17 protein-coding genes are annotated in these 22,062 nt (G+C 42.5%); 12 read left to right on the forward strand and 5 right to left on the reverse strand.

Features of this window, described 5'->3' with window-relative positions:
* Positions 1-65: 65 nt before the first annotated feature.
* From H6A34_RS03755 to H6A34_RS03785, 7 genes are all read left to right on the forward strand, one after another.
* Positions 66-902, forward strand: a complete 837-nt coding sequence (locus H6A34_RS03755) for a hypothetical protein (protein WP_205103547.1) — start codon at positions 66-68, stop codon at positions 900-902.
* A gap of 72 nt (positions 903-974) precedes the next feature.
* On the forward strand, positions 975-1,688 hold the full coding sequence (locus tag H6A34_RS03760) for a glycoside hydrolase family 25 protein (protein WP_205103549.1): 714 nt from the start codon (positions 975-977) through the stop codon (positions 1,686-1,688).
* 34 nt (positions 1,689-1,722) lie between these two features.
* Complete coding sequence (locus H6A34_RS03765; RefSeq protein ID WP_205103550.1) at positions 1,723-2,907, forward strand: zinc ribbon domain-containing protein; 1,185 nt, start codon at positions 1,723-1,725, stop codon at positions 2,905-2,907.
* A 38-nt stretch (positions 2,908-2,945) separates the two neighbouring features.
* A complete protein-coding gene (locus H6A34_RS03770) occupies positions 2,946-4,679 on the forward strand; it encodes a bifunctional metallophosphatase/5'-nucleotidase (protein ID WP_205103552.1) in 1,734 nt (577 codons plus the stop codon).
* A 31-nt stretch (positions 4,680-4,710) separates the two neighbouring features.
* A complete protein-coding gene (gene nudC / locus H6A34_RS03775) occupies positions 4,711-5,499 on the forward strand; it encodes an NAD(+) diphosphatase (RefSeq protein ID WP_021947752.1) in 789 nt (262 codons plus the stop codon).
* 240 nt (positions 5,500-5,739) lie between these two features.
* On the forward strand, positions 5,740-6,690 hold the full coding sequence (locus tag H6A34_RS03780) for a glycosyltransferase family 2 protein (protein WP_205103553.1): 951 nt from the start codon (positions 5,740-5,742) through the stop codon (positions 6,688-6,690).
* On the forward strand, positions 6,687-7,709 hold the full coding sequence (locus tag H6A34_RS03785) for a glycosyltransferase (RefSeq protein WP_205103555.1): 1,023 nt from the start codon (positions 6,687-6,689) through the stop codon (positions 7,707-7,709). Before H6A34_RS03780 ends, H6A34_RS03785 begins: the two co-directional genes overlap by 4 nt.
* 12 nt (positions 7,710-7,721) lie before the next feature.
* On the opposite strand, the gene H6A34_RS03790 is transcribed toward H6A34_RS03785, so the two are convergent.
* Together H6A34_RS03790 and H6A34_RS03795 are read right to left on the reverse strand one after the other, a co-directional pair.
* Positions 7,722-8,882: a glycosyltransferase family 4 protein gene (locus H6A34_RS03790; RefSeq protein ID WP_205103557.1), complete on the reverse strand. Its 1,161-nt coding sequence runs from the start codon at positions 8,880-8,882 to the stop codon at positions 7,722-7,724.
* Between the two features lie 48 nt (positions 8,883-8,930).
* Positions 8,931-9,677: an RNA methyltransferase gene (locus H6A34_RS03795; RefSeq protein ID WP_205103559.1), complete on the reverse strand. Its 747-nt coding sequence runs from the start codon at positions 9,675-9,677 to the stop codon at positions 8,931-8,933.
* Positions 9,678-9,746: 69 nt separating this feature from the next.
* Here H6A34_RS03795 and tamL point away from each other — a divergent pair, with 69 nt between their 5' ends.
* Complete coding sequence (gene tamL, locus H6A34_RS03800) at positions 9,747-11,975, forward strand: translocation and assembly module lipoprotein TamL (RefSeq protein WP_338088619.1); 2,229 nt, start codon at positions 9,747-9,749, stop codon at positions 11,973-11,975.
* On the opposite strand, the gene H6A34_RS03805 is transcribed toward tamL, so the two are convergent.
* Positions 11,929-12,435 carry a hypothetical protein gene (locus H6A34_RS03805; protein ID WP_205103561.1) on the reverse strand — a complete coding sequence of 169 codons (507 nt, stop codon included), beginning with the start codon at positions 12,433-12,435 and terminating at the stop codon, positions 11,929-11,931. The genes tamL and H6A34_RS03805 overlap by 47 nt on opposite strands.
* A gap of 98 nt (positions 12,436-12,533) precedes the next feature.
* On the opposite strand from H6A34_RS03805, the gene H6A34_RS03810 reads away from it, so the two are divergent.
* The 3 genes from H6A34_RS03810 (at position 12,534) to H6A34_RS03820 (ending at position 14,694) form a co-directional block, all read left to right on the forward strand.
* Positions 12,534-13,337, forward strand: coding sequence for an MBL fold metallo-hydrolase (locus tag H6A34_RS03810; protein WP_021947759.1), 804 nt, complete (start codon positions 12,534-12,536; stop codon positions 13,335-13,337).
* A 16-nt stretch (positions 13,338-13,353) separates the two neighbouring features.
* Positions 13,354-14,025, forward strand: coding sequence for a lipocalin-like domain-containing protein (locus H6A34_RS03815; protein WP_021947760.1), 672 nt, complete (start codon positions 13,354-13,356; stop codon positions 14,023-14,025).
* Between the two features lie 129 nt (positions 14,026-14,154).
* Positions 14,155-14,694 (forward strand): 30S ribosomal protein S16, encoded by a 540-nt coding sequence (locus tag H6A34_RS03820; RefSeq protein WP_205103563.1) that lies wholly within the window; start codon positions 14,155-14,157, stop codon positions 14,692-14,694.
* Between the two features lie 89 nt (positions 14,695-14,783).
* Here H6A34_RS03820 and H6A34_RS03825 read toward each other — a convergent pair whose 3' ends face one another.
* Positions 14,784-19,208 (reverse strand): translocation/assembly module TamB domain-containing protein, encoded by a 4,425-nt coding sequence (locus tag H6A34_RS03825; protein ID WP_205103565.1) that lies wholly within the window; start codon positions 19,206-19,208, stop codon positions 14,784-14,786.
* Between the two features lie 326 nt (positions 19,209-19,534).
* Positions 19,535-20,545, reverse strand: coding sequence for a diacylglycerol/lipid kinase family protein (locus H6A34_RS03830; protein WP_205103567.1), 1,011 nt, complete (start codon positions 20,543-20,545; stop codon positions 19,535-19,537).
* A 168-nt stretch (positions 20,546-20,713) separates the two neighbouring features.
* Here H6A34_RS03830 and spt point away from each other — a divergent pair, with 168 nt between their 5' ends.
* Positions 20,714-21,901, forward strand: coding sequence for a serine palmitoyltransferase (gene spt / locus H6A34_RS03835; protein WP_205103569.1), 1,188 nt, complete (start codon positions 20,714-20,716; stop codon positions 21,899-21,901).
* Positions 21,902-22,062: the final 161 nt, after the last annotated feature.

Raw genomic sequence — 22,062 nt, forward strand, 5'->3', positions numbered from 1 at the left:
AGCCCCTGTCAATCTATGGCATTGGCGCCCGTTCATTCGACAAATTGTATTCATAACGACATAACATGAATATTCTCGCGAGAAATTTCATCAAACTGCTGTCAGCCGGAACTTTTAATGTTGAAGACACAGTTGAGCCCATGTCCGAATACAAATGGAAAAGACTATTGTCGGCGGCTGAAACGTACAAAGTTCAAGATTTCATAGGCAATGGAATTACTACTATCTGTAAATCGGGTGTTACCATAATTCCGACACGCATTCAGGAGGCCGCACAAAACCTAACCGTAGCTAAAGAATACGGGAAAAAACAAGACTATACAAAACTTGATACAATTACAGTTTCAGGCAAGGCTAAACCGTTCGCGAATTTTTACTTGAACCGAAAATACAATAAAATCGTATTCAATGAGATTCATAGCATTGACACGTCAATTGACTCGATTGTTTTCATAAACAAATTGATTGAAAACATCAATAAGCTTTTAAACTCAGGACTGGACTTCAGGAGCTTGTCGGATCTCGGCTTCTATTTAAGGCTAAACGGTGATAAAATAGATTTCGTTAAAACAGACGGATGGATTAAAGCGTTAAAAATTCAAGGCATTGCGAATCTTATAGGTAATTGCCTCGTACAATTATTCAACTTTGACAATGACGAATTACCGTTCATTACCGAAACAGGTGATAAATACCTACATACCATCTCAAGAGAGATAGACAACATGATAACCAACCCCACTCGACATATCGAAATAAACGACAACAGTCCACAAAAAGGAATAAACCCCATAAAGAAACCTAATTCACACCCTATAAAATACAAATCATATTGCCCGCTTGAGACGTCAAGCAGATTTATGGCCAATATAATTAAAAGTCTTTCAAATATTGATGAATAACTAAAATTTTATAATTTTTTTTGAGATACAGACGATTAGCAGTACCTTTGCATGAAATAAGATACGCCCGTAATGAAACAATACATAGTTCTTTTTATTTGTCTATCACTTTTCAACATACTGCCTTCCACTGCCCAGAATGACGATCAAGAAAGCTACATCCAATGCGAGGACACCTGTCGCCATGTGCATGGAATAGACCTCAGCCATTATCAGGGAGAAGTTTTCTGGGAAAACGTCGGCGCAAACAGTAAAATGGCCTACGTATATCTAAAGGCAACTGAAGGTAGTACCCATATTGACGAAACTTATGAAAGAAACATTGAATTGGCTCATCGTTATGGGTTGAAAGTCGGGTCATACCATTTTTTCCGTCCCAAAACAGACCTGGCCAAACAACTGGAAAACTTCATTTCACAATGCCGCCCTGGCGACCAAGACCTCATACCAATGATTGATATCGAATCTACAGGCGGATTAAAGACTGATGAATTCTGCGATTCACTCTTCAAATTCTTGGATCTGGTGGAAAAAGCATACCGGCAAAAGCCTTTGTTGTATACTTATACAAACTTCTACAACAAGCACCTGAAGGGGAAAATCGATGATTATAAGCTCATGATTGCCCAATATTCAGACGAAAAACCGCAACTGGCTGACGACAGGGACTACACAATGTGGCAATACACGGCTAAAGGACGTATCAACGGAATTAACGCATACGTTGACAAAAGCCGTTTCATGGGCAGGCACAGCATGAGGGAAATAAGATTCAAACACTTTTAAATAAAACGGTAATTTAACATAAAGGAACAGTACAATGGCTATCATAAAATGTCCAGAATGCGGCCATCAAATCAGTGACAAAGCGCCCGTATGTCCTGCATGTGGTGTTGAAATAGCAGGAAAAACAGTAAAATGCCCATATTGTGGAGAAGCATATTTCAAAAGCGAGACAGCGTGTCCACATTGTCATAAAACAACTCCAATAAGCACCACTGAAATAGAACAAACGACAGGCAACAACGTCCACCAGAGCATTACAAATGCACCGGCCACAACGCCTGTAACTGAAGAAGGGCATGAAATACAAAATAACAGTATTGATAAAAATCATGTACCGGAAAACAATCCTAACCGGAAAAACAACAAAACAATAATACTTGTATCAGTAGCCATTGCATTGCTGGTACTCGGCACGTGCCTGTATTTCTACAATAACGCAAAGAGCGACAGAGAGCAAGAAGAATACATCTTTGCAATGCAAAGTGATGATCCTACAATATTACAAGCATACCTTAATAACTTCAAAGACGCTCCGCAAGCCCATATTGACTCTATTGCCAGACATCTGGAAGAACTTAACAAGATAGACCAAGACTGGACTGACGCTGTTGTCATGGGCTCAAAGAGAGCGTTAACCGAATATCTTAATACGCACCCTGACAGCCCACATAAACAGGAAGCGCTTGAAAAGATTGACTCTATCGACTGGGCACAATGCCAAAAGCTGAACACGGCAGATGCATACCAACTATACATAGACAGCCATTATGACGGTAACCATTACGAAGAAGCCGTAATTGCCCTTAATAAAATAAAATCCAGCGAAGTGACGCCTGATGATAAACAATTCATCAGCAGTATATTCCATAACTTCTTTATCTGTATCAATTCCAGGAACGAGAGCAATCTTACGGCAAACATCGGCGACAATATAAACTTCCTTGGTAAACCAAACGCGACAAAAGCCGACATCGTTTCATTCATGAACAAGATTTATAAAGAAAACGTGGAAAGCATGATATGGAGCATAACAAGCGATTATGAAATAAGCAAGAAGGAAATAGGTGACCTTCAATATGAATACAGTACAACATTTATGGTCAGCCAAGACGTCAAAAAGGATGACGGCACTAATACAATAAATAAATTCCGTATAAATGCGAAAGTCGATCCAGACGGTAAAATAACGGAAATGGCCATGACCAGAATCATCGAATAACACTCCGCCGGCGATACTTAAGGAAAGCAAGCACAATCATGAACAAATTAATCACCACTTGCCTGTTGGCATTCGGCCTTACAAATATGATAGCAGCACAAGAAAAAAGCGTAGAGATACGAGTTATACAGACAAGCGATGTACACGGTTGTTTCTTCCCTTACGACTTCATCAACCAGAAATCCATGAGCGGCTCGCTTGCAAGAGTGTCAAGTTACGTGAAATCGCTTCGAAAGGAATATGGAGACAACCTGCTTTTGTTGGACAACGGAGACATTCTGCAGGGACAACCGACATGTTATTACTGTAACTTCATTAAGCCAGAAATGCCAAATGTGGCAGCCTCTGTGATAAACCATATGGGCTATGATGCGCAAACCATTGGCAATCATGACATTGAAACAGGACATGCAGTATATGACAAATGGATAAAAGAAGTGAAGTGCCCTATGCTCGGGGCTAATATCATCGACACGACAACGGGATACCCATATCTTAAGCCGTACGTGATTTTCGAACGCGAGGGAGTGCGTATTGCGGTATTAGGATTGACTACTCCGGCCATCCCGAACTGGCTCAACGTACGTTTATGGGCAGGATTACGTTTCGAAGATATGGTCAAGAGCGCTAATTATTGGACAAAACACATCATTGAGAACGAACATCCGGACGTTATTATCGGTCTGTTCCATTCAGGCAGAGACGGAGGAATAACCACCGATTCGTATGACGAAAACGCCTCTTTGCGCATTGCCAATGAGGTGTCGGGATTTGACCTAATACTGTATGGACACGACCATAAAAGCAACAAGGAAAATGTAAAGAACAATGATGGAAGCAATGTCTTATGCCTGAATCCTTCATCAAACGCGAATTTTGTTTGTGACGCGACTATAAAAGTAACATTGAATAACGGCAAAGTTACCGGGAAAAGCATAACCGGAGAAATACACGATATCAGGCAACAGCCAATCGACAAAGAATTTATCGAGATATTCAAAAACGACATAGATAGCGTAAACTATTTTGTCACACGCAAAATTGGCACGTTCAAGAACTCCATATACACTCGAGATTCTTATTTCGGGAGCAGTGCGTTCTGCGACCTTATACACAACCTACAGCTAAAGATTACAGGAGCGGACATATCGTTCAACGCCCCATTGTCATTTGACGAATGCATAAAAGCCGGCGACGTACATGTAAGCGACATGTTCAACTTGTATAAATACGAGAACCAGATATACGTCGTGAAAATGACAGGAAAGGAAATCCATAATTATCTTGAGATGAGTTATGGCCTTTGGACAAACACGATGCAAAGTCCTGACGACCATATCATGTTGCTCGAACACAACGGCAACGGAGCTGACGGCTATGGTTTCAAGAATCTTGCTTTCAATTTTGACAGTGCCGCAGGTATCGATTATGAAGTGGATGTAACAAAACCATATGAAAAAAAGGTTAGAATAACAGGAATGACAAACGGAGAGCCTTTCGATGAAAACAAATGGTATAAAGTGGCAATGAACAGCTACCGCGGCAACGGCGGCGGTGAGCTGCTGACTAAAGGGGCGGGAATTCCGCATGACTCATTGCCGGAAAGAATTATATACGAAAGTGAACTTGACCAGCGATACTACCTCATGAAGGAAATAGAAAAAGCAGGGATAATGGCTCCCGAACCCAACAATAATTGGCATTTCGTGCCTAAAAGCTTTACCGAGAAAGCCATAATAAAAGACAAAAAGCTTCTATTTGGAATAAACTGACAACATATAATAATATCCAAAGACGTTTATCATGGACAAATATTGGTTCGTCTTCATCAAATCGGAACTATTGCTTGAAAAGACAAGCAATGGTAATTACACAATTCCGTTACAAGAGAATCCACCGATTGCCGTCGACAATGCGGACGACATACACAACATAACCCCATTAGGCGATATTGAAGTCAAGACATATAACTCGGGGCATGACAACATTGACACCTCACGCTATGAACTTTGCGGCCTGCGTGCTTCATATAATAAACTGACTTATGAACTGTATCTGAAAGCAGGAAAATGCGCGGAAATACTATATTGGGACTCTAACACAAAATTCTGCGGGAAATGTGGCGGAAAAATGAAACTGCACACCGATATATCCAAAGTATGCACAAAATGCGGCCGCGAGATATGGCCACAACTATCAACAGCCGTCATTGTACTAATCCGGCGTGAAGACAAAGTCCTACTCGTTCATGCAAATAATTTCAAAGGCCATTATTACGGCCTTGTAGCAGGCTTTGTCGAAACAGGCGAGACTTTGGAGCAAGCAGTCCAAAGGGAAGTAATGGAAGAAACAGGCTTGACAATAAAGAACTTACGGTATTTTGGCTCACAACCATGGCCCTACCCCTGCGGGCTGATGGTTGGTTTTCATGCCGACTACGCAAGTGGAGAAATCCACTTGCAACGTTCCGAACTCGGAGCTGGTGGATGGTTCAGCAAAGACCATCTACCCGGAATTCCTGAAAAATTATCAATAGCAAGAAAACTCATTGACAACTGGCTTGAATCGCAAGAAGGCATTTCAGAGCCATAACGATACGTCAATATATATTCAAGTTGTAACCAATTGAGAATCAGATACATTACAAAATGCCGCCTTTCAGCTAACGAAAGACGGCATTTTACATCTCAAAAGACGCTCTTTCGTTAACTGATATACGGTCGTTTAAAAAAGTTAAGCATACGTATTATCAAACACCAAGCACTTTGACAAACACTATCATTCGTACGCTTATTATTTGCCTTGTTGCAAATAAAATATTACTTTTGCACCATGAGCGACAAAAAACAACCCTTAGTAAGTTTTATCGTGACATGCTACAACCTGCCTCACGACATGGTGAAGGAATGTCTGAACAGCATTATCAACCTGTCATTGCGTAAGGCCGAAAGGGAAATAATACTCATCGACGACGGTTCTGACACCGACCCGCTTGCTTCTTTAAATGATGAACGTAACGAAATAATGTACATCAGACAAAAGAACGGTGGACTAAGTTCGGCCAGAAACACAGGCCTGCGCATGGCTACGGGCAAATATATCCAGTTTGTCGACGGCGACGACCGACTTGTTACGGAAGCATACGAAAGATGTCTGGATGTCGTAAGATACAATGAACCGGACTTGGTGCTTTTCGATTCGACGGACAGTGACAAGGTGCGCATAAACTACGAACTGCCAGAACCAATGGATGGCGCTCACTACATGAGGCATAACAACATACACGCCGTAGCATGGGGATATATCTTTAACAGAAGAATACTCGGCAACTTACGGTTTACACCCGGCACATTGCATGAAGACGAAGAGTTTACCCCACAGCTGATATTACATGCCGAAAAAGTGTACAGCCTCAACATAACGGCATATTATTACCGCAAACGACAAGGCTCTATAACAAACAACGTAAACAAAAGAAACATAATAAAACGCCTAAACGACGTTGAACGGATAATAACACATCTCAATTACCTGGCTGACATATTGCCTGCAGGCGACAAAAGTGCCATGAAAAGGCGAGTAGCGCAACTTACGATGGACTATATTTACAATACGGTTATCCTGACACGTTCGGCAAAACAAATAGAAAAAAGAATCAGCAGGCTGGAGACAAAAGGCCTATTCCCTTTACCTGACGCAAATTACACCACAAAATATACAATATTCAGACATTTGTCAAAAAACAGAATACTCAGAAAAATTTTCGAAATAACGCTGAAATGACACCCTCACAATATAAAAACCTTATATCTGTAATAGTACTAACATACAACGAAGAAAAAACTATTACCCGCACACTCAACTCTATATTATGCCAAAAATGCCATGTCCCATTCGAGATCGTACTGGGAGATGACTGCTCAACAGACAACACGCGCAAGATATGTGAAGAATACGCCAAACGGTTTCCCAACATCATACGATTAATGGAAAAGGCACCCAACAAAGGTGTTATTGATAATTATTTCGATTGTCTATTGGCTTGCCAAGGGAAATACATCGCAGACTGTGCCGGCGATGATTTCTGGGTTGACCCACTGAAACTGGAGAAAGAAGTAACTATATTGGAAAATAATCCAGATGTAACATTAGTGCATACAGACTGGATGTATTATGATGAAGAAACAAAAGCGACAACCAGTCCCGGCACAAATCCGTTCAACTCAGACATCACGGACGGGAGAAAAATGCTTGAAGCCATCATAACACAGACTAAGAGGCCTATAATTCATCTATGTACTGCAATGTACAGAGCTGATATAATGAGAAAAGCATATAATGATGACCCTAAAATGTTCAGAAATAAAGATTTCGGATGTGAAGACTTGCAGATTTGCTTCATCATGGCCTATATGGGGAAAATAGCATACATACCAAAAATTACATTGTATTATAGCTATGGACGTGAAACCGTTTCATTCTCAAACAATGATAAAAAACAATTTATCTTCGTAAAAAAAACGACAAATCTCAGCTCGTATATATGTAAAACGTATAATATAAACAGTCAAACGACTTATAAATATTTCCAAAACAGGTTGTTTGGACTCACTATGCACGCCTTTCGTTGCAAAGATAAACACTTACATCGAATGGTGCAGGATTGCAGTAATGACTGGCAAGTCCAAATTCCAACAAAAGCAAAAATTGCCAATGTAATAATGTCCAACATGCTTACATGGAATTTATTTTTATATATCCGCAAGATTTTCGTAGGCATTAAACACATTTTAAGAAAATAATAATTATCATAATTAACCATGACTTGATATAATATTCTTGAAAACCTGTTCTAATTTTAATCCGACAGCTTCCTGTGACACCATATTTACAACTTCTGATGAAATCATTTTTGAACTAATATTATCATCTGAACAACGCTTTAACATTGCCTCTGATAATTGAACTGCATCGTCAATCTTTGTCACAGTACAACCAGACAACTTTTTAATACTTTGTGGAATACAATCAGTTGAAATCACAGGTATTCCTGTACACATTGCTTCAAGCAATACCAATGGCTGCGCTTCACTTCTTGACGCAAGTACAAGGCAGTCGCTGTTATACAACAAATCACGTACTCCTTTCTTGTCAAGTTCACCACAAGCAATTATCTGATTACTGTTTCCCAACATTGCCATACAACTTGGCCCCTTTGTATCCTTTCCTGCTATATACAACTCTACATTGGCATTATGCGTTACCAAGAGTTCAAATGCACGGAATAATACATCATATCCTTTTCGTGGAATAAAATTCGCTAAACAACAAAAACGATATCTTCTCCCTTTCAACGGCTTACGCTCTTTATACGCAAAAAAATCAGTATCAATAGTATTCGATATTTCAATCCAACGGTAGTCTTTACCAAAATAACAAGAAATATCATCAACCAATTCCGCAGCAACAGGAATAACCATATCCGAAGACTTATACGTTTCTTTCAATAAAGGAATCTGCCAGACTTTTGTCAGGTCCGTTCCAAACTCTGCTTTATATATCATTGACGGCAAATGCTCAGTAATCACGAACGGAATGCCATATTCCTTACTTATCTGATATGCTGCATAACCAGCCCATTTTGCACAGTGCGCATGAATTATGTCTGGTTTGCCATTAATATGTACATACGTGTTAAACATACTTCTCACAATATTCACCCAACGCTTAACATTCGGACGAACACACAACGGTATGCCACGCATGTCTGAACGATACACTTGTATGCCGTCAACGGTAACCCATCTACGCTTATACGGAGTTAACAAATATGTAAAAAGGCCACGTCTTACAGCTAATTGAACATTTGCCAAAATTGTTACATCATGTCCCAAAGCTGCTAAAGCCTTACTTTGTTCTAAACAAAACTCCCCACCATAAGGAGGAAAAAACGATGGTATTTCGACTATTTTCATACTATATTTGGCTTAAATCCTAAAAAACAAGACTCATAAAAGTCAAACTCACCTTCTTCTAAACTCCGCACAAGTTACAGCCGTAGCAACCGCAACATTAAGACTGTCGATTCCTTTGGATTTACGATAACATGGAATAAACAAGGTACGATTGACTTTTGACATGACTTGTGGAGAAACCCCATTACCCTCATTACCCATGATTATCATGCCATATGAAGATAACTCTTGAGAATAAATATTTTCTCCTTCTAACGAAGTTGCATAAACAGGTATTTCTGTAGGCAACCCATCAAGCACTGCGCATAAATCTCTATATACGAGTTTTACCCTCGCTATACTGCCCATCGTTGCCTGCACAACTTTTGGATTAAAAGCATCTGCAGTGTCAGGACTACAAAATATCGTCGAAATGCCAAACCAATCGGCAATGCGTATTATTGTTCCGAGATTGCCAGGGTCTTGTATTTTATCAAGCGCAAGACACAAATCCTTGTTACATATATCAATAGAAACTTCTTCATGAGGTTTACGAAACACCCCAAGCACCTGTTGGGGATGCTGCAAGAAACTGACTTTGCCAAGCTCTTCTTCTGTCACAACCGCATCTTGCTGACGCGGAGCGATGTTAGTCGAAGCATACCATTTATCTGTAGCGACAAGTATTTCAGGAGTCTGCACAGCCAACAAGTCAGCCACAACTTTTGGCCCCTCTCCTACAAAACAGCCCTCTTTGTCACGATTCTTTTTTAGTGCTAAAGAGTGGATATATTTGATCTGGTTCTTGCTTATCATATCATTTTTAAGTTTTGCAGGACAAAACTACTAAAAATTTAGTATTTTTGCAGTCTAAAACAAAATTAAGTGATAAAACGGATAATAAATAGATTGCAAAAGATAGTTTCCACATTAATTATTGTGGTAACAATCACTGCTTGTTCAGCCTCAAAGTTCATTCCTGAGGGCAGCTATCTATTAGACGATGTCAAAATAAAATCCGACACAAAAAATATTGAAACCAGCCAGTTAGAACCTTATATAAGACAAAAAGGAAATTCCAAATGGTTTTCACTTTTTAAAGTTCCTTTAGGCACATACGCTTTATCAGGACGCGATACAACAAAATGGATTAACCGAAAACTGCAAGCCTTGGGAGAAGGTCCTGTTTTATTTGATTCCCTTCAGGCAGAGCAGACATGTAACGATTTAAGTAACGTATTACATGGAATGGGATATATAAAAGCACAAGTAGACTATGCATTGAAACGTGAAAAAAAGAAAAAGGTAAAAGTAATATACAACCTCCATCCTGGCAAACGCTATCATATCAGCTCTATTAATTATGACATCCAAGACAAAAATATTGACTCTGTACTTAAAAATAAAAAATTTCATTCTACTAATCTGCGCATTGGCATGCCTTTCATGGTAAGTGTTCTTGACAATGAACGAGAACAAATTACCGACTTCTTAAATAATAATGGCTATGTCAACTTCCACAAGGATTTCATCTCGTACTCGGCTGATACAATAAGTGGAAGTACAGATATAGACATAACACTACATCTGCATAAATTCATATCCGGCAACGGCGAAGAAGAAACAGAGCATAAACAATATACCATTGGCAAGATAAATTATCACGCAAATGGTGATTTTGATAAAATACCATTACGAAAATCCGTTTTGGAAGAAAATACGATTATTGAAGCAGGAAAATTATATAATGCCGATGAACTGCAAAAAACCTACAACCGATTCGGACGGTTACCAATAGTAAAATACACTAATATTAAGTTTACAGAGCGACCTGACAGCAATATTCTTGATTGCAATATAGGAATAAGTACTAATAAGATCAACAGCATAAGTTTTCAGCCGGAAGGTACAAATACAGCTGGAGACCTTGGGGCTGCAGCCTCTCTTACTTATGAAAACAGAAATATCTTCAGAGGAGCAGAAACATTCAGCATAAAACTCAGGGGAGCTTTTGAGGCAATAACGGGACTGGAAGGATACCAGAACCAGGATTATGAAGAATATAGCCTGGAGGCAAAACTTTTGTTTCCACGATTTGTCGTGCCGTTCTTGTCTAAAAAGTTCAAGAAACAGTCAACAGCCATGTCAGAGTTGACAGTTAGCTACAACATGCAAAACAGGCCTGAATTCCACAGAAGAGTCTTCACAGCAAGCTGGAGATACAGATGGAATGACATATCCGGGAAAAAAAGCTATAAATTTGACTTGATAGACCTTAACTATATCTACATGCCATGGATATCAACCACATTCAAGGAAGAATATCTTGACGATGTAAACAACAGGAATTCTATTTTAAGATATAATTACGAAGACCTATTTATAATGAAATTAGGTTTCGGGATGTCATTTAACAATGGCGATGAAGCATATAAAATCAACGTTGAGACATCAGGAAACTTTTTAAGTGGAATTTCTCACTTGTTGGGAAGCAAACGCAATGAAAACAATCAATATACTCTATTTAACATTGCATTTGCCCAATACGTCAAAGGAGATTTCGACTACACAAAAATTATAATGTTCGACCGCAACAATAGTTTGGCATTACACGCCGGCCTTGGCATAGCCTACCCTTATGGAAACAGCATGATATTGCCGTTTGAAAAACGTTATTTCTCTGGCGGTGCAAACTCCGTAAGAGGTTGGAGCGTAAGAGGACTTGGTCCTGGTAAATTCAAGGGAACAAACGGAGCCATTGATTTCATAAACCAAACAGGAGATATAAAACTTGACTTAAATATTGAATTGCGATCATTTTTATTCTGGAAAGTGTATGGTGCGGCATTCATCGATGCCGGTAACATTTGGACCATCAGAGCTTATGAAGAACAACCTGGTGGACAATTCAGGTTTAAGGATTTTTACAAACAGATAGCTGTTGCGTATGGCTTGGGAATAAGATTTAACTTCGATTTCTTTATTCTTCGCTTTGATATGGGTATGAAAGCAATAAATCCAGCATACAATTCAAATAACGAACACTATGCCATTTTCCATCCTGATTTCAGTCGTGATTTTGCCTTTCACTTTGCAGTAGGCCTTCCATTTTAACAAGCCATTTACCATTCCTTTTTACAACAGGTATTCTAAAAACAGCTTGTTCGGTTATACATCCCGAAGTCCCAAGTGTATCCACCCGCAAGAAATTAAAGATAGAACAATTAGCCACGACAAAAGTATCACATATGTGCTCTATTTCACCTATTTCATGAGTCGCGCCAACCTGCTGCGTCCGTATGATGTCCACATCCGCCTGAGAAATATTACTTGAAATAAAACTCAACCATCTTTTTGACTCTATTGTACAAAAAGGCACAGCACCAACGAAATCTAAATTAAAATAACAAGACGCAAAACAATCAACGACATGCCCGACTTCTTTATCATTTTCATCTTTTGAGCCTGAACATGAGAGGAAAGATAATAGAGCAAGAATGCAAAGAAACATAAAAACAAATGCATATAACCGCACTTTATCTACGTTCAATATTTTAATAACCATAAGTTTCATTCCCTATACTTTACAACATTAAAAATTTCTACAAAGGTATTAAATTTTTTTGCCCTATAACCTTTTCTTTATAAATTTGCAGACAAAAATAAAAAAAGATGCTGAAATTTATATCTTTCGGGAGTGGAAGTAGCGGTAATTGTTATTACATTTTCACTGAAAAATACGGATTATTAATAGACGCCGGTATAGGTATTAGAAAGATGAAAAAATATTTCGGCGACTTTGGTTTAAGTTTTAATAATATTGACTGTATTCTCGTTACTCATGATCATGCCGATCATGTAAAAGCCGTAGGATTTGTAAGTAGTACATACAACCTACCGGTTTACGCAACTGAAAAAGTACACGAAGGCATTAAGCGAAACTATTGCGTTAGAAAAAAAATTGACAACAATAATATCAAGTACATCAATCTTGGAGAGAATATATTGTTAGGCGACTTCACCGTCAGTACGTTCCATGTTCCGCACGACAGCTTGGATAATGTTGGTTTCAAAATCAAATATGGAGAACAGACATTCTGCTTGATGACCGATATCGGGCATGTAACAGAAGAGATGGCCCATATAATAAGTGAGGCTAATTACCTTGTCATCGAATCCAACTATGATGAGGAAATGCTATGGAGCGGAGCATATCCTGAATACCTTAAAAAGCGAGTATCCGGCGGCATGGGACACTTGTCGAACAAAAAATGTGTACAAGCAATAATAGAAAATGCGACGAACAGGTTGCAAGAAATCTGGCTATGCCATCTTAGCCAAGAGAATAATCACCCTGAATTAGCCCGAAAAACAATAGAACTGGACTTGAGAGAGACCGGAATAGATTACCTGTCAACCGTTCCCGTTGAGGTCCTAAGAAGAAATGTCCCAAGCAAGATATATGAACTCAAATGACTAAATCAAAATAACAATGAAAAAGTTTTTAGTAAAAAGTGTGTGTTTATGCACTGCGTTAATTTTCAGCTCACAAGCAAACGCCCAGCTAAATCTTGGAAACATACTTAAGAACGTAGTTTCCGGAACAAAAGACAAAACTGAGACAAACAACTCGCAAGACGAGAACAAAAACGGAAGTATCATTTCCACGATCACAAATATCTTCTCTGGGAATAAGGTAGCCACTAAAGATAAAATTATTGGTACATGGGTTTATGAGGAACCGGCAATAGTATTGTCAAGTGACAATAACCTTAAAAACATCGGAGGAAAGCTGGCTGCATCGACAATTGAAAACAAACTGAAAGATAAACTCGAAGGATACGGCCTTACGAAAGGATGTGTCAAAATGACCTTTGACGAATCTGGAAATTTCACTCAGACAGTAATGGGAAAAGAACTGAAAGGCACATATACCATAGAAGACAAAAACATCACGCTCAAATATGGAGGTAAAGTATCACAAATCATTGGTACCACGCAACTCGACGGCAACAATCTGTTAATAGTCATGGATGCATCAAAATTACTTAAATATGTAAATGTCTTAGGAGATATATCCCAGAATGCAACTTTAAAGACAGCAACGTCCCTGCTCGGCAGCATGGACGGACTTGAATGCGGTTTAAAGCTTATCAAGCAATAGTATCCTGAAAAAAGTTAAAAAACAAAAAAAAACAGAAAAAGTTAATTTTTTTAATTTTAAAATACTACCTTTGCACCCGCTATTACGAGTTAGTAGCATAATTCAAACCTAAAATAACAAAAAAACAAAATGGCAACAAAAATCAGATTGCAGCGTGGCGGTCGTAAAGGCTATGCCTTTTACCGTATTGTTATCGCTGATGTAAGAGCACCACGTGATGGTAGATTTACAGAAAAAATCGGAACTTACAACCCAAACACGAATCCGGCTACTGTAGATTTGAATTTCGACCGTGCACTTTATTGGGTAGAAGTTGGCGCACAACCCACTGACACTGTACGTAATATCCTTAAGCGTGAAGGTGTGTATCTCATGAAGCACCTGCGTGGCGGAGTCAAGAAAGGCGCTTTTGACGAGGCTGCAGCCCAAAGTAAGTTTGACGCATGGAAAGCTAACAAGGAAAAAAGTCTCGAGCTCATACGTGAAAACGACGCAAAGAGCAAGAAAGAGACTTATGCAAAGAACCTTGAAGCTGAAAAGAAGTCAAATGAAGCAAAAGCTAAACAGGTCGCAGAAAAGAAGGCCGCCATCGAGGCCGCTAAAGCTGAGGCAGCAGCTGCCGAGGCTGCTTCTGAAGCAACCAACGAGGAAGCTCCTGCTGAAGCATAATAACGACATTTTATATTTTAACGACAAAAAAGATGGTGGACAAGCTTTTGTCCACCATCTTTTTTGCGTACATATCGCAATGATTACATTCAATCATCCGCATCATCCGGCAATATGACCGACGGCCTACGTTTCCTCTTATAACCAAACAATTCCAACAACGAGTTAAAATCCTTTTTGAGTATGATGCCTATGCCTTGAGTATTCAATGATGACTTCGTAAAGTATCTGTCATTAGTCTGGTTATAAACCTTAAGGGCTATATTCCCATTTGGCAGCAACAAATAATTTATATCAAAGTCACCAATGAACGATGTTGTTGCATTAGCATTGTCACGATATCCGAATTGACCGTTGATAATGAGCCTATTGTTTAGCAGACGCCCAGACAAAAGACCTTCGTATTCTGCGTTGTTAAATCCCTCGTCACCGGTGCTTATGTTAGCGCCGAAAGTCCAGTTGTTGTTCTTTACGAGGCTACCCAGCAGAGTGTTTATCTGTTGGCTTATGGTTCCGCTCAGTAAACTCTGCATAGCAAGGCTCGTTTGGTTGGATTGGTTCTGTTCCGAGGAGTTGTTATTACTTTGCATATAGAAGCGTCCGACACTTAAGAGGTACACCACCTGCTGGTTCATCTCCTCCTCGCCATTGATGACAGTGCGTACCATTTGTTCGGCGTCCTCGTTTACCGTTGGCATGTCTATATTAAAGTCTACGTGAGGCGCCTGCGGCGTACCGCTTATATTCATAAGGCAGTCAACCCTTACATTATTGCTCGAGAAACTGTTCCCCAACTGCAGGTCAGACAAAGGTACTCCATTAACAGTATATACGGCCTGCAAATCTAACAAGGCGTCATAAGGATCGCCGCCAAAAACAATCGTGCCTCCACGCTGGAATTGAAATATCTTTTTAATTATGTTCTGTATTGTCAATGTATATACGCCATGATCAATGGTGTATGTTCCGAACATATCAAATGATCCTTTATTAAAATACGAGGCCCTTATCGTTCCGGTGCCGTTCAGGGCTATATAGTCATTCGTGTTTTTATCCATCAGCACCCTCAACGTAGCGTCTGGTGTCATGTTTACGATGAAGTTTATCCTCATGTCCGAAGGTATATCGACAGGTAAATACCGCTCTGCAGGACTTTCTACAATGTCCCTCCCAAGTGTGTCACCGTCATGCGACAGCGAAGTCTTGTCGCGCCAAGTTATGAATTGCTGGTCAGATATTACGCCAGGGCTTGCCGCATTATATTCTATGAACGAGTTATTTTCAGGAGTAATGTCTATGTCTATGTCAACCCTTCCATCGCGTCCCTGTATGCTGCATACGCCTGTGCCATAGGCCGTGCCGTAAAAAGAGTCGTCACCGTACCCGTTGGTGTCGTAGCATAGCAGGTTCTTAGTACTAATGCTTACGTCATAGGTCAAGTGGCTGAGATGCTTATGGTGAAGGCTGCCGTTTACGATACCTATGTTGCCGTTCCGGTCACGTATGGTGTCCGCCCTGAACACTATATTGTCTGGCATGAAATGTATCGTATCGTTTACAAGGCTATAGCTGACGTTTATTGGTGTTATCCGTGCTTTGCCGTTTGCCACGACCTTGCCTGTCAATTCGATGGCATCCAGCGGGCCGTACAATCTGAGATTGCCATTGGCCTTTGCGTTGATTTCGTCCATAAACGCTCCGCAAAAACTTTCAAGAAACTCTATATTAGTATCTTCGGCCTTTATGCCCAGGTCAATGCGGTTATTGGCTGGAGAAACATAGCCCTGTATCGTAGTTCGTGCGTTATCGGCGTCGTCGGCACGTGCGTCGATATCTATACGTTTGTCTTCCTTGTTCCAGTTTACTTTGGCGAAGAGCTTGCCCATCCTGCCGTGCTCGAACGTGAAGTTGTCAACTATCAGGTCGGCATATGCATCCGGTCCATAGAAGACCGATTTCACGTAGGCCTTACCAGTCATGTTTCCACCGAACTCTACTGAATGGAAATTAACAAGCCCGAGTACATAGTTTACGTCAACGTCTTGCAGGTCCACAGTTATAGAGTCGTCGGCATGCTTCGTGGCCATACCGTCTATCCTGATATGCTGCCTGTCATGCTCTATGGCAAAATGGTCTATCGTCAAGTCACCCCCGTTGTAGGCGATACTTGAAGGCAACACATTCCATATGGTATCATTGACCAATATATGCGACGGTTTCACGGCTATATCAACACCTGTACCCCCAGCGTCGCTCCTAACAAACCGCGTCTCGGCGTTTAATACACCCGCCATCAGTCTGTCCATGTTGTTGCTCCATCTGACCGATGTCGCAAGCTTGTCGTCAACGGCAGCCGCTTCGAGCGACAGATCTAGCCTGTGACCGTTACCCATAACCTTGCACACGCTACCGTCCACCGACAGAGTATCGCCTAACGCGTCCATCCGTATTGCAAAATTCTCGTACGGATTGCCGTCATAGTCAATCCTGTCTGCATGGCACACCATAGACATCACGCCGAGACCGTCGTCCACGTTGGCACTTACTTTCAACGGGGCACCAAGTTCCAGCGGCACGTCGAACAAGACTGAGAGCCAATCCGTCTTTACTACCTCGGCATTAAGAGTAAACCTGTTATCCGTTGCGCCAGCTCCCCCACACAGAGTAGGCAACCTCGAACCAAGCATGCCCGTAAGACTCCTTGCGATAGTACGCAACCTATAATCACCTGTAATCCGTGCTGTAGCAAAGTCGCTGTGCAATGCCAGACTACCCGCATCGGCCACCACGTCAAGGCTGTCAAGCCTATACACAGTATCGCTGGAGTACATCGAAAAATTCCTTACCCCCACACGACCCTTAAAAAAGTTAGCCTCGTTTCCAGACATCCGCGTGTCCATACTTACGTCCAAGTCAAACTTAGCTCCACTCCACCTATCAGTTATCTTCAAGGCTGCAAGGTCGAGTCGCCGCACCGTAGCTTCAATATCAGCAGTACGCCCCGACGCAGACAGATCCATACTGCCGCTGACGCTTATACTTCCGTTTGGGTCGTCAACACTCAGCAAACCGTTGAACGAAGACCCTCCGTAAGTTCCCTTCGCCGTAATGCCTGAATAAGAATAACCGTTATAATCGAACCGCGGAAAAACACCGTCAATGCGTACGTCAGAAATACCGCCTTTGCCTACTCTACACCATGCCTTTACCGTTGTGGCCAACATACCTAACCGTCCGTTGTCAAGCAGCCGTCCCACGTCAAGCCCCGCCGAATTGACATAAGCTTCTACACGGCCTCCGTCATGCCTAAACCTGACGTCAGCCCGCCCAACATCAGTACGCAGCAAGCCGCTAAGCGTCATCATCCTGCCCTTGCCTGACACGTTTCCAGAATAGCTTACGTCACCAAGACGCAGCAAGACCTTCGCCACATCGTCGTCCACATCGGTAAAACCATTAAGAGCCATGTCCAGCCCAGAGGCGGTGCATGCCAGCCTATCGATGTCTGCATACCAAGCGACTCCGGCTTCCGATTTTGCCACACGTCCTCTAGCCGCAAAAACGACGCCGTTTCCTGGAGACCTTACATCCAGCCTACCAACGTCCAATGAACGCCCCGTACCACTGAACTCGGCGCTGAGAAACAAAGGCTCTGTGTACCCAGCAAACGAAGGCACAAAGCACGCCAGATCACATAGCGACACTTTCGACGAACCAATCCTACCCCAGAAGCGCAACGTCGACAGATCCGGACCGCCGCTCCTCGAGACGTAATCAGCATGTACGCTGGCAAGACGAATCTCCGAACCTGGCAAATCCAGTTCCAGTCCTTCAAGTTCAGCTCCGTCGTCACATACGGTAAGGTCAAGCCCTAGCCTCTTGACTATAATGCCCGAAGACTCGCTTAACGACAACTTCTTAACCGAAACGCACATACTATCTGGCGTATAATACGGTATTACCATATGTGCACTTATGTCCTTAACGAACAAATGGCATGGATTAAACCTCGACGGCGTAGGAGGCACGTCGTAACGATCATACTTCACCGAACCGTGCCGTATGATTAGCGAATTGACACTAAGCTCTAAGGATGACTTTCCATCGCCTCCCGACGCAAGCGAATCGAGAACAAACTGGTAGTTAGGCTCAACGTCGGCGCCAGCACTGTAGAACACACCCTTAACACCGAACATCTGCGCTGACGACACACGTATTCGCCCAGACCGTATCAAGAGGGCATAGTCAACCTTGGCGGCCAGACGCGACGCACTGACCATCAACACTGATCTCTTGTCGTACATCCTGAAACCATCTACGACAACCCTGCCCAGCAGCCCAAGATGCACCCTGTCCACCGACACCCTGGCACCTAACCTACCGCCCACGACTGAGGCCACACGCTCCCCTATCCAGCCCTGCACCGCCGGCAGTTGCACAAGCACCGCCACCGATACATACAGGATAACGACAGCCCATATCGCCGCCCTTAGTATACGTTTTATCGTCTTCAATTTCAATATCTCTGTATATTAGCGCCGCAGCAGTCGTAGCCATAACGCAGCACATCCATAATCAAATAACCATACAAAGGTAAAAAAAATAGGCGGAATAAATAACTATCCGCCTGTATTTTAATGATTTAAAACATATCTGCCTATTATTTGGCAGAACAAAAAAACAAAGACATTTCATCAATAACATTTAACGCAATTCCCTCACTGACGGAATATCCGAAACCGCAGAACTGAGAAAATAAAAGTTAAGGTCGCTCAATTTCTAACAAAACTTCATTAAAATGACAAAACACATCCTCAGAGTGCCTGAACAACCCAGATTTTTATTTTTCGTGAAGCCCTGGCCTGTCCCCTCTTCTTGGCCACTCAGCCCTAGCGTTGATTATGTCGTTAAAGAACACGCTGAAAGCAGTCTGCATTGCGCTAGGGCGACGCCTGGCCTTCTCGGCATAAGGATTTACTATAATGCGTATGCCCTTGTTCACCACGGCTATATCGACATCTGCACCAGTCATGATAGGATCGCCGTCAACATGCACAAATCCCGCCTTCTCCCTGCGCACATGTATGCGCTCTGTCTTGAATGTCTTGATGTTAGGGTTCTTGTCGAGCGTTTTATTGAACATGTCGATACTAAGCTGAGGGGCCTCCATAACGCCAAATGGTTCCATGACGACTACATCAAGCAGACCGTCGCTCATCGACGCCTGCGGTGCTATGTAGGCGTTATTGCCGTACTGCGAGGCATTAGCACAGGATATAAGGAATGCCTTGTTGAGGAACGTGCCCCCGCCATCTTCTATCTCGTATGTCTCGGGCTTATACTTCAGGCCTTCACGCAGGATGTTCTCAAGGTAGGTTATGGGGCCACGCCTACCGGCCTCAGCAAACTTCATGCTGATGAAGGCGTCGAACCCCATGCCGCACGTACAGAAAAAAGGCATAGAGTTAATCACTCCATAGTCAAGCTCGTGTACAGTGAAAGCGTTTACCACTCCTACGGCCTTGCGCACGTCCATGGGCAACATCAGGTGACGAGCCAGGCCGTTACCCGAGCCGCATGGTATGACACCTAGAGCCGTGGCCGAACCCGCTACGGCCCGACCCACTTCGTTTACCGTTCCATCGCCGCCAACAGCCACTACGGCATCAAGCCCCGACCGGACAGCCTCGCAGGCTATCTCGTAAGCGTGGCCGCCGTAACGGGTGGCAACTATCGAATAATCAAAGCGGGTACCGTCGACGGCTTTGCCGATGGACTCGCCGACACTCTGCTTCCTTGACGTTCCTGAAATCGGGTTGACAATGAACAATATGTGCTTCTTCGTCGTCATAAGTGATGCAAAAATAATAATATTCAATATAAAAAGATTTGCCGCAAGCCAATATTTTCACTTTTGAAACACTTTTCCACGTTTTTTCTTAGGCTTTCGACATTTTTTTGTATCTTTGCAGCCTGATTTTGAAAGTATAATGTAGTAAAACTACACCTTATTCTTATTATGGGACTATTACAAGAAAGATACAAGAACTACCGTGAACCGCAAAAGTTCATGGAAGCTGGCGTCTATCCGTATTTCCGTGAAATAACGGGCAAACAGGGCACCGAGGTACAGATGGAGGGTCACAAGGTACTTATGTTCGGCTCTAACGCCTACACTGGTCTGACTGGCGACCAGCGCGTTATCGACGCAGCCAAGGCCGCGCTCGACAAATACGGCAGCGGTTGCGCCGGCAGCCGTTTCCTCAACGGCACGCTCGACCTGCACGTACAACTGGAAAGGGAGCTTGCTGAATTCGAGCACAAAGACGAGGCGCTGTGCTTCTCGACTGGCTTCTCGGTTAATGCCGGAGTGCTGTCGGTGGTCTGCGGGCGTGAGGATTATATTATCTGCGACGATCGCGATCATGCCAGCATTGTCGACGGCAGGCGCCTGTCGTTCGCCACATGCCTGAAATACAAGCACAACGACATGGAAGACCTCGAGAAACAGCTACAGAAGTGCCGCCCCGAGTCTATAAAACTAATCGTTGTAGACGGCGTATTCTCGATGGAGGGCGACCTTGCCAACCTACCAGAAATCGTGCGTCTGAAAAAGAAATACAACGCTTCGGTAATGGTGGATGAGGCCCACGGACTAGGAGTGTTCGGCAGGCAGGGACGCGGCGTATGCGACCATTTTGGCCTGATTGACGACATTGACCTTATCATGGGCACCTTCTCGAAGAGCTTGGCCAGCATTGGAGGTTTCATCGCCGGAGACAGAGATACCATTAACTACCTGCGCCACACTTGCCGCACGTATATCTTCAGTGCCTCAAACACGCCAGCGGCTACCGCTGCGGCCATGGAAGCCTTGCATATCATAAAGAGCGAGCCCGAAAGAATAGAGCGCCTGTGGAAGGTGACGAATTACGCCCTAAAGCGCTTCAAGGAAGAAGGATTCGAAATTGGCGACACCGAAAGCCCGATTATCCCCCTGTACGTACGCGACGTAGACAAGACTTTCCTCGTCACCAAGTTGGCTTTTGACGCCGGTGTATTCATCAACCCCGTAATACCTCCTGCATGCGCCCCGCAAGATACGCTTGTACGCTTCGCCCTCATGGCTACGCATACAAAAGAGCAGGTGGAGCGCGGTGTGCAGGCCCTGAAAAAGATATTCGTCGAACAAGGTATCATTAAATAAATTCAAGAATCAAGGAATTTTTCTTCTGCGGTTAAGGAAGTTAATCAAGGTCAAGGAGAAAGACATTAGCCTTGCATGGTGAATGCAACAAAACGTATCGTCTTTCTCCTTGACTTGTATTAAATCCTTAACTATTGGAAACATATACCGTATCCACAGAC

This window comes from Marseilla massiliensis (assembly GCF_016899855.1).
Lineage (GTDB): Bacteria > Bacteroidota > Bacteroidia > Bacteroidales > Bacteroidaceae > Prevotella.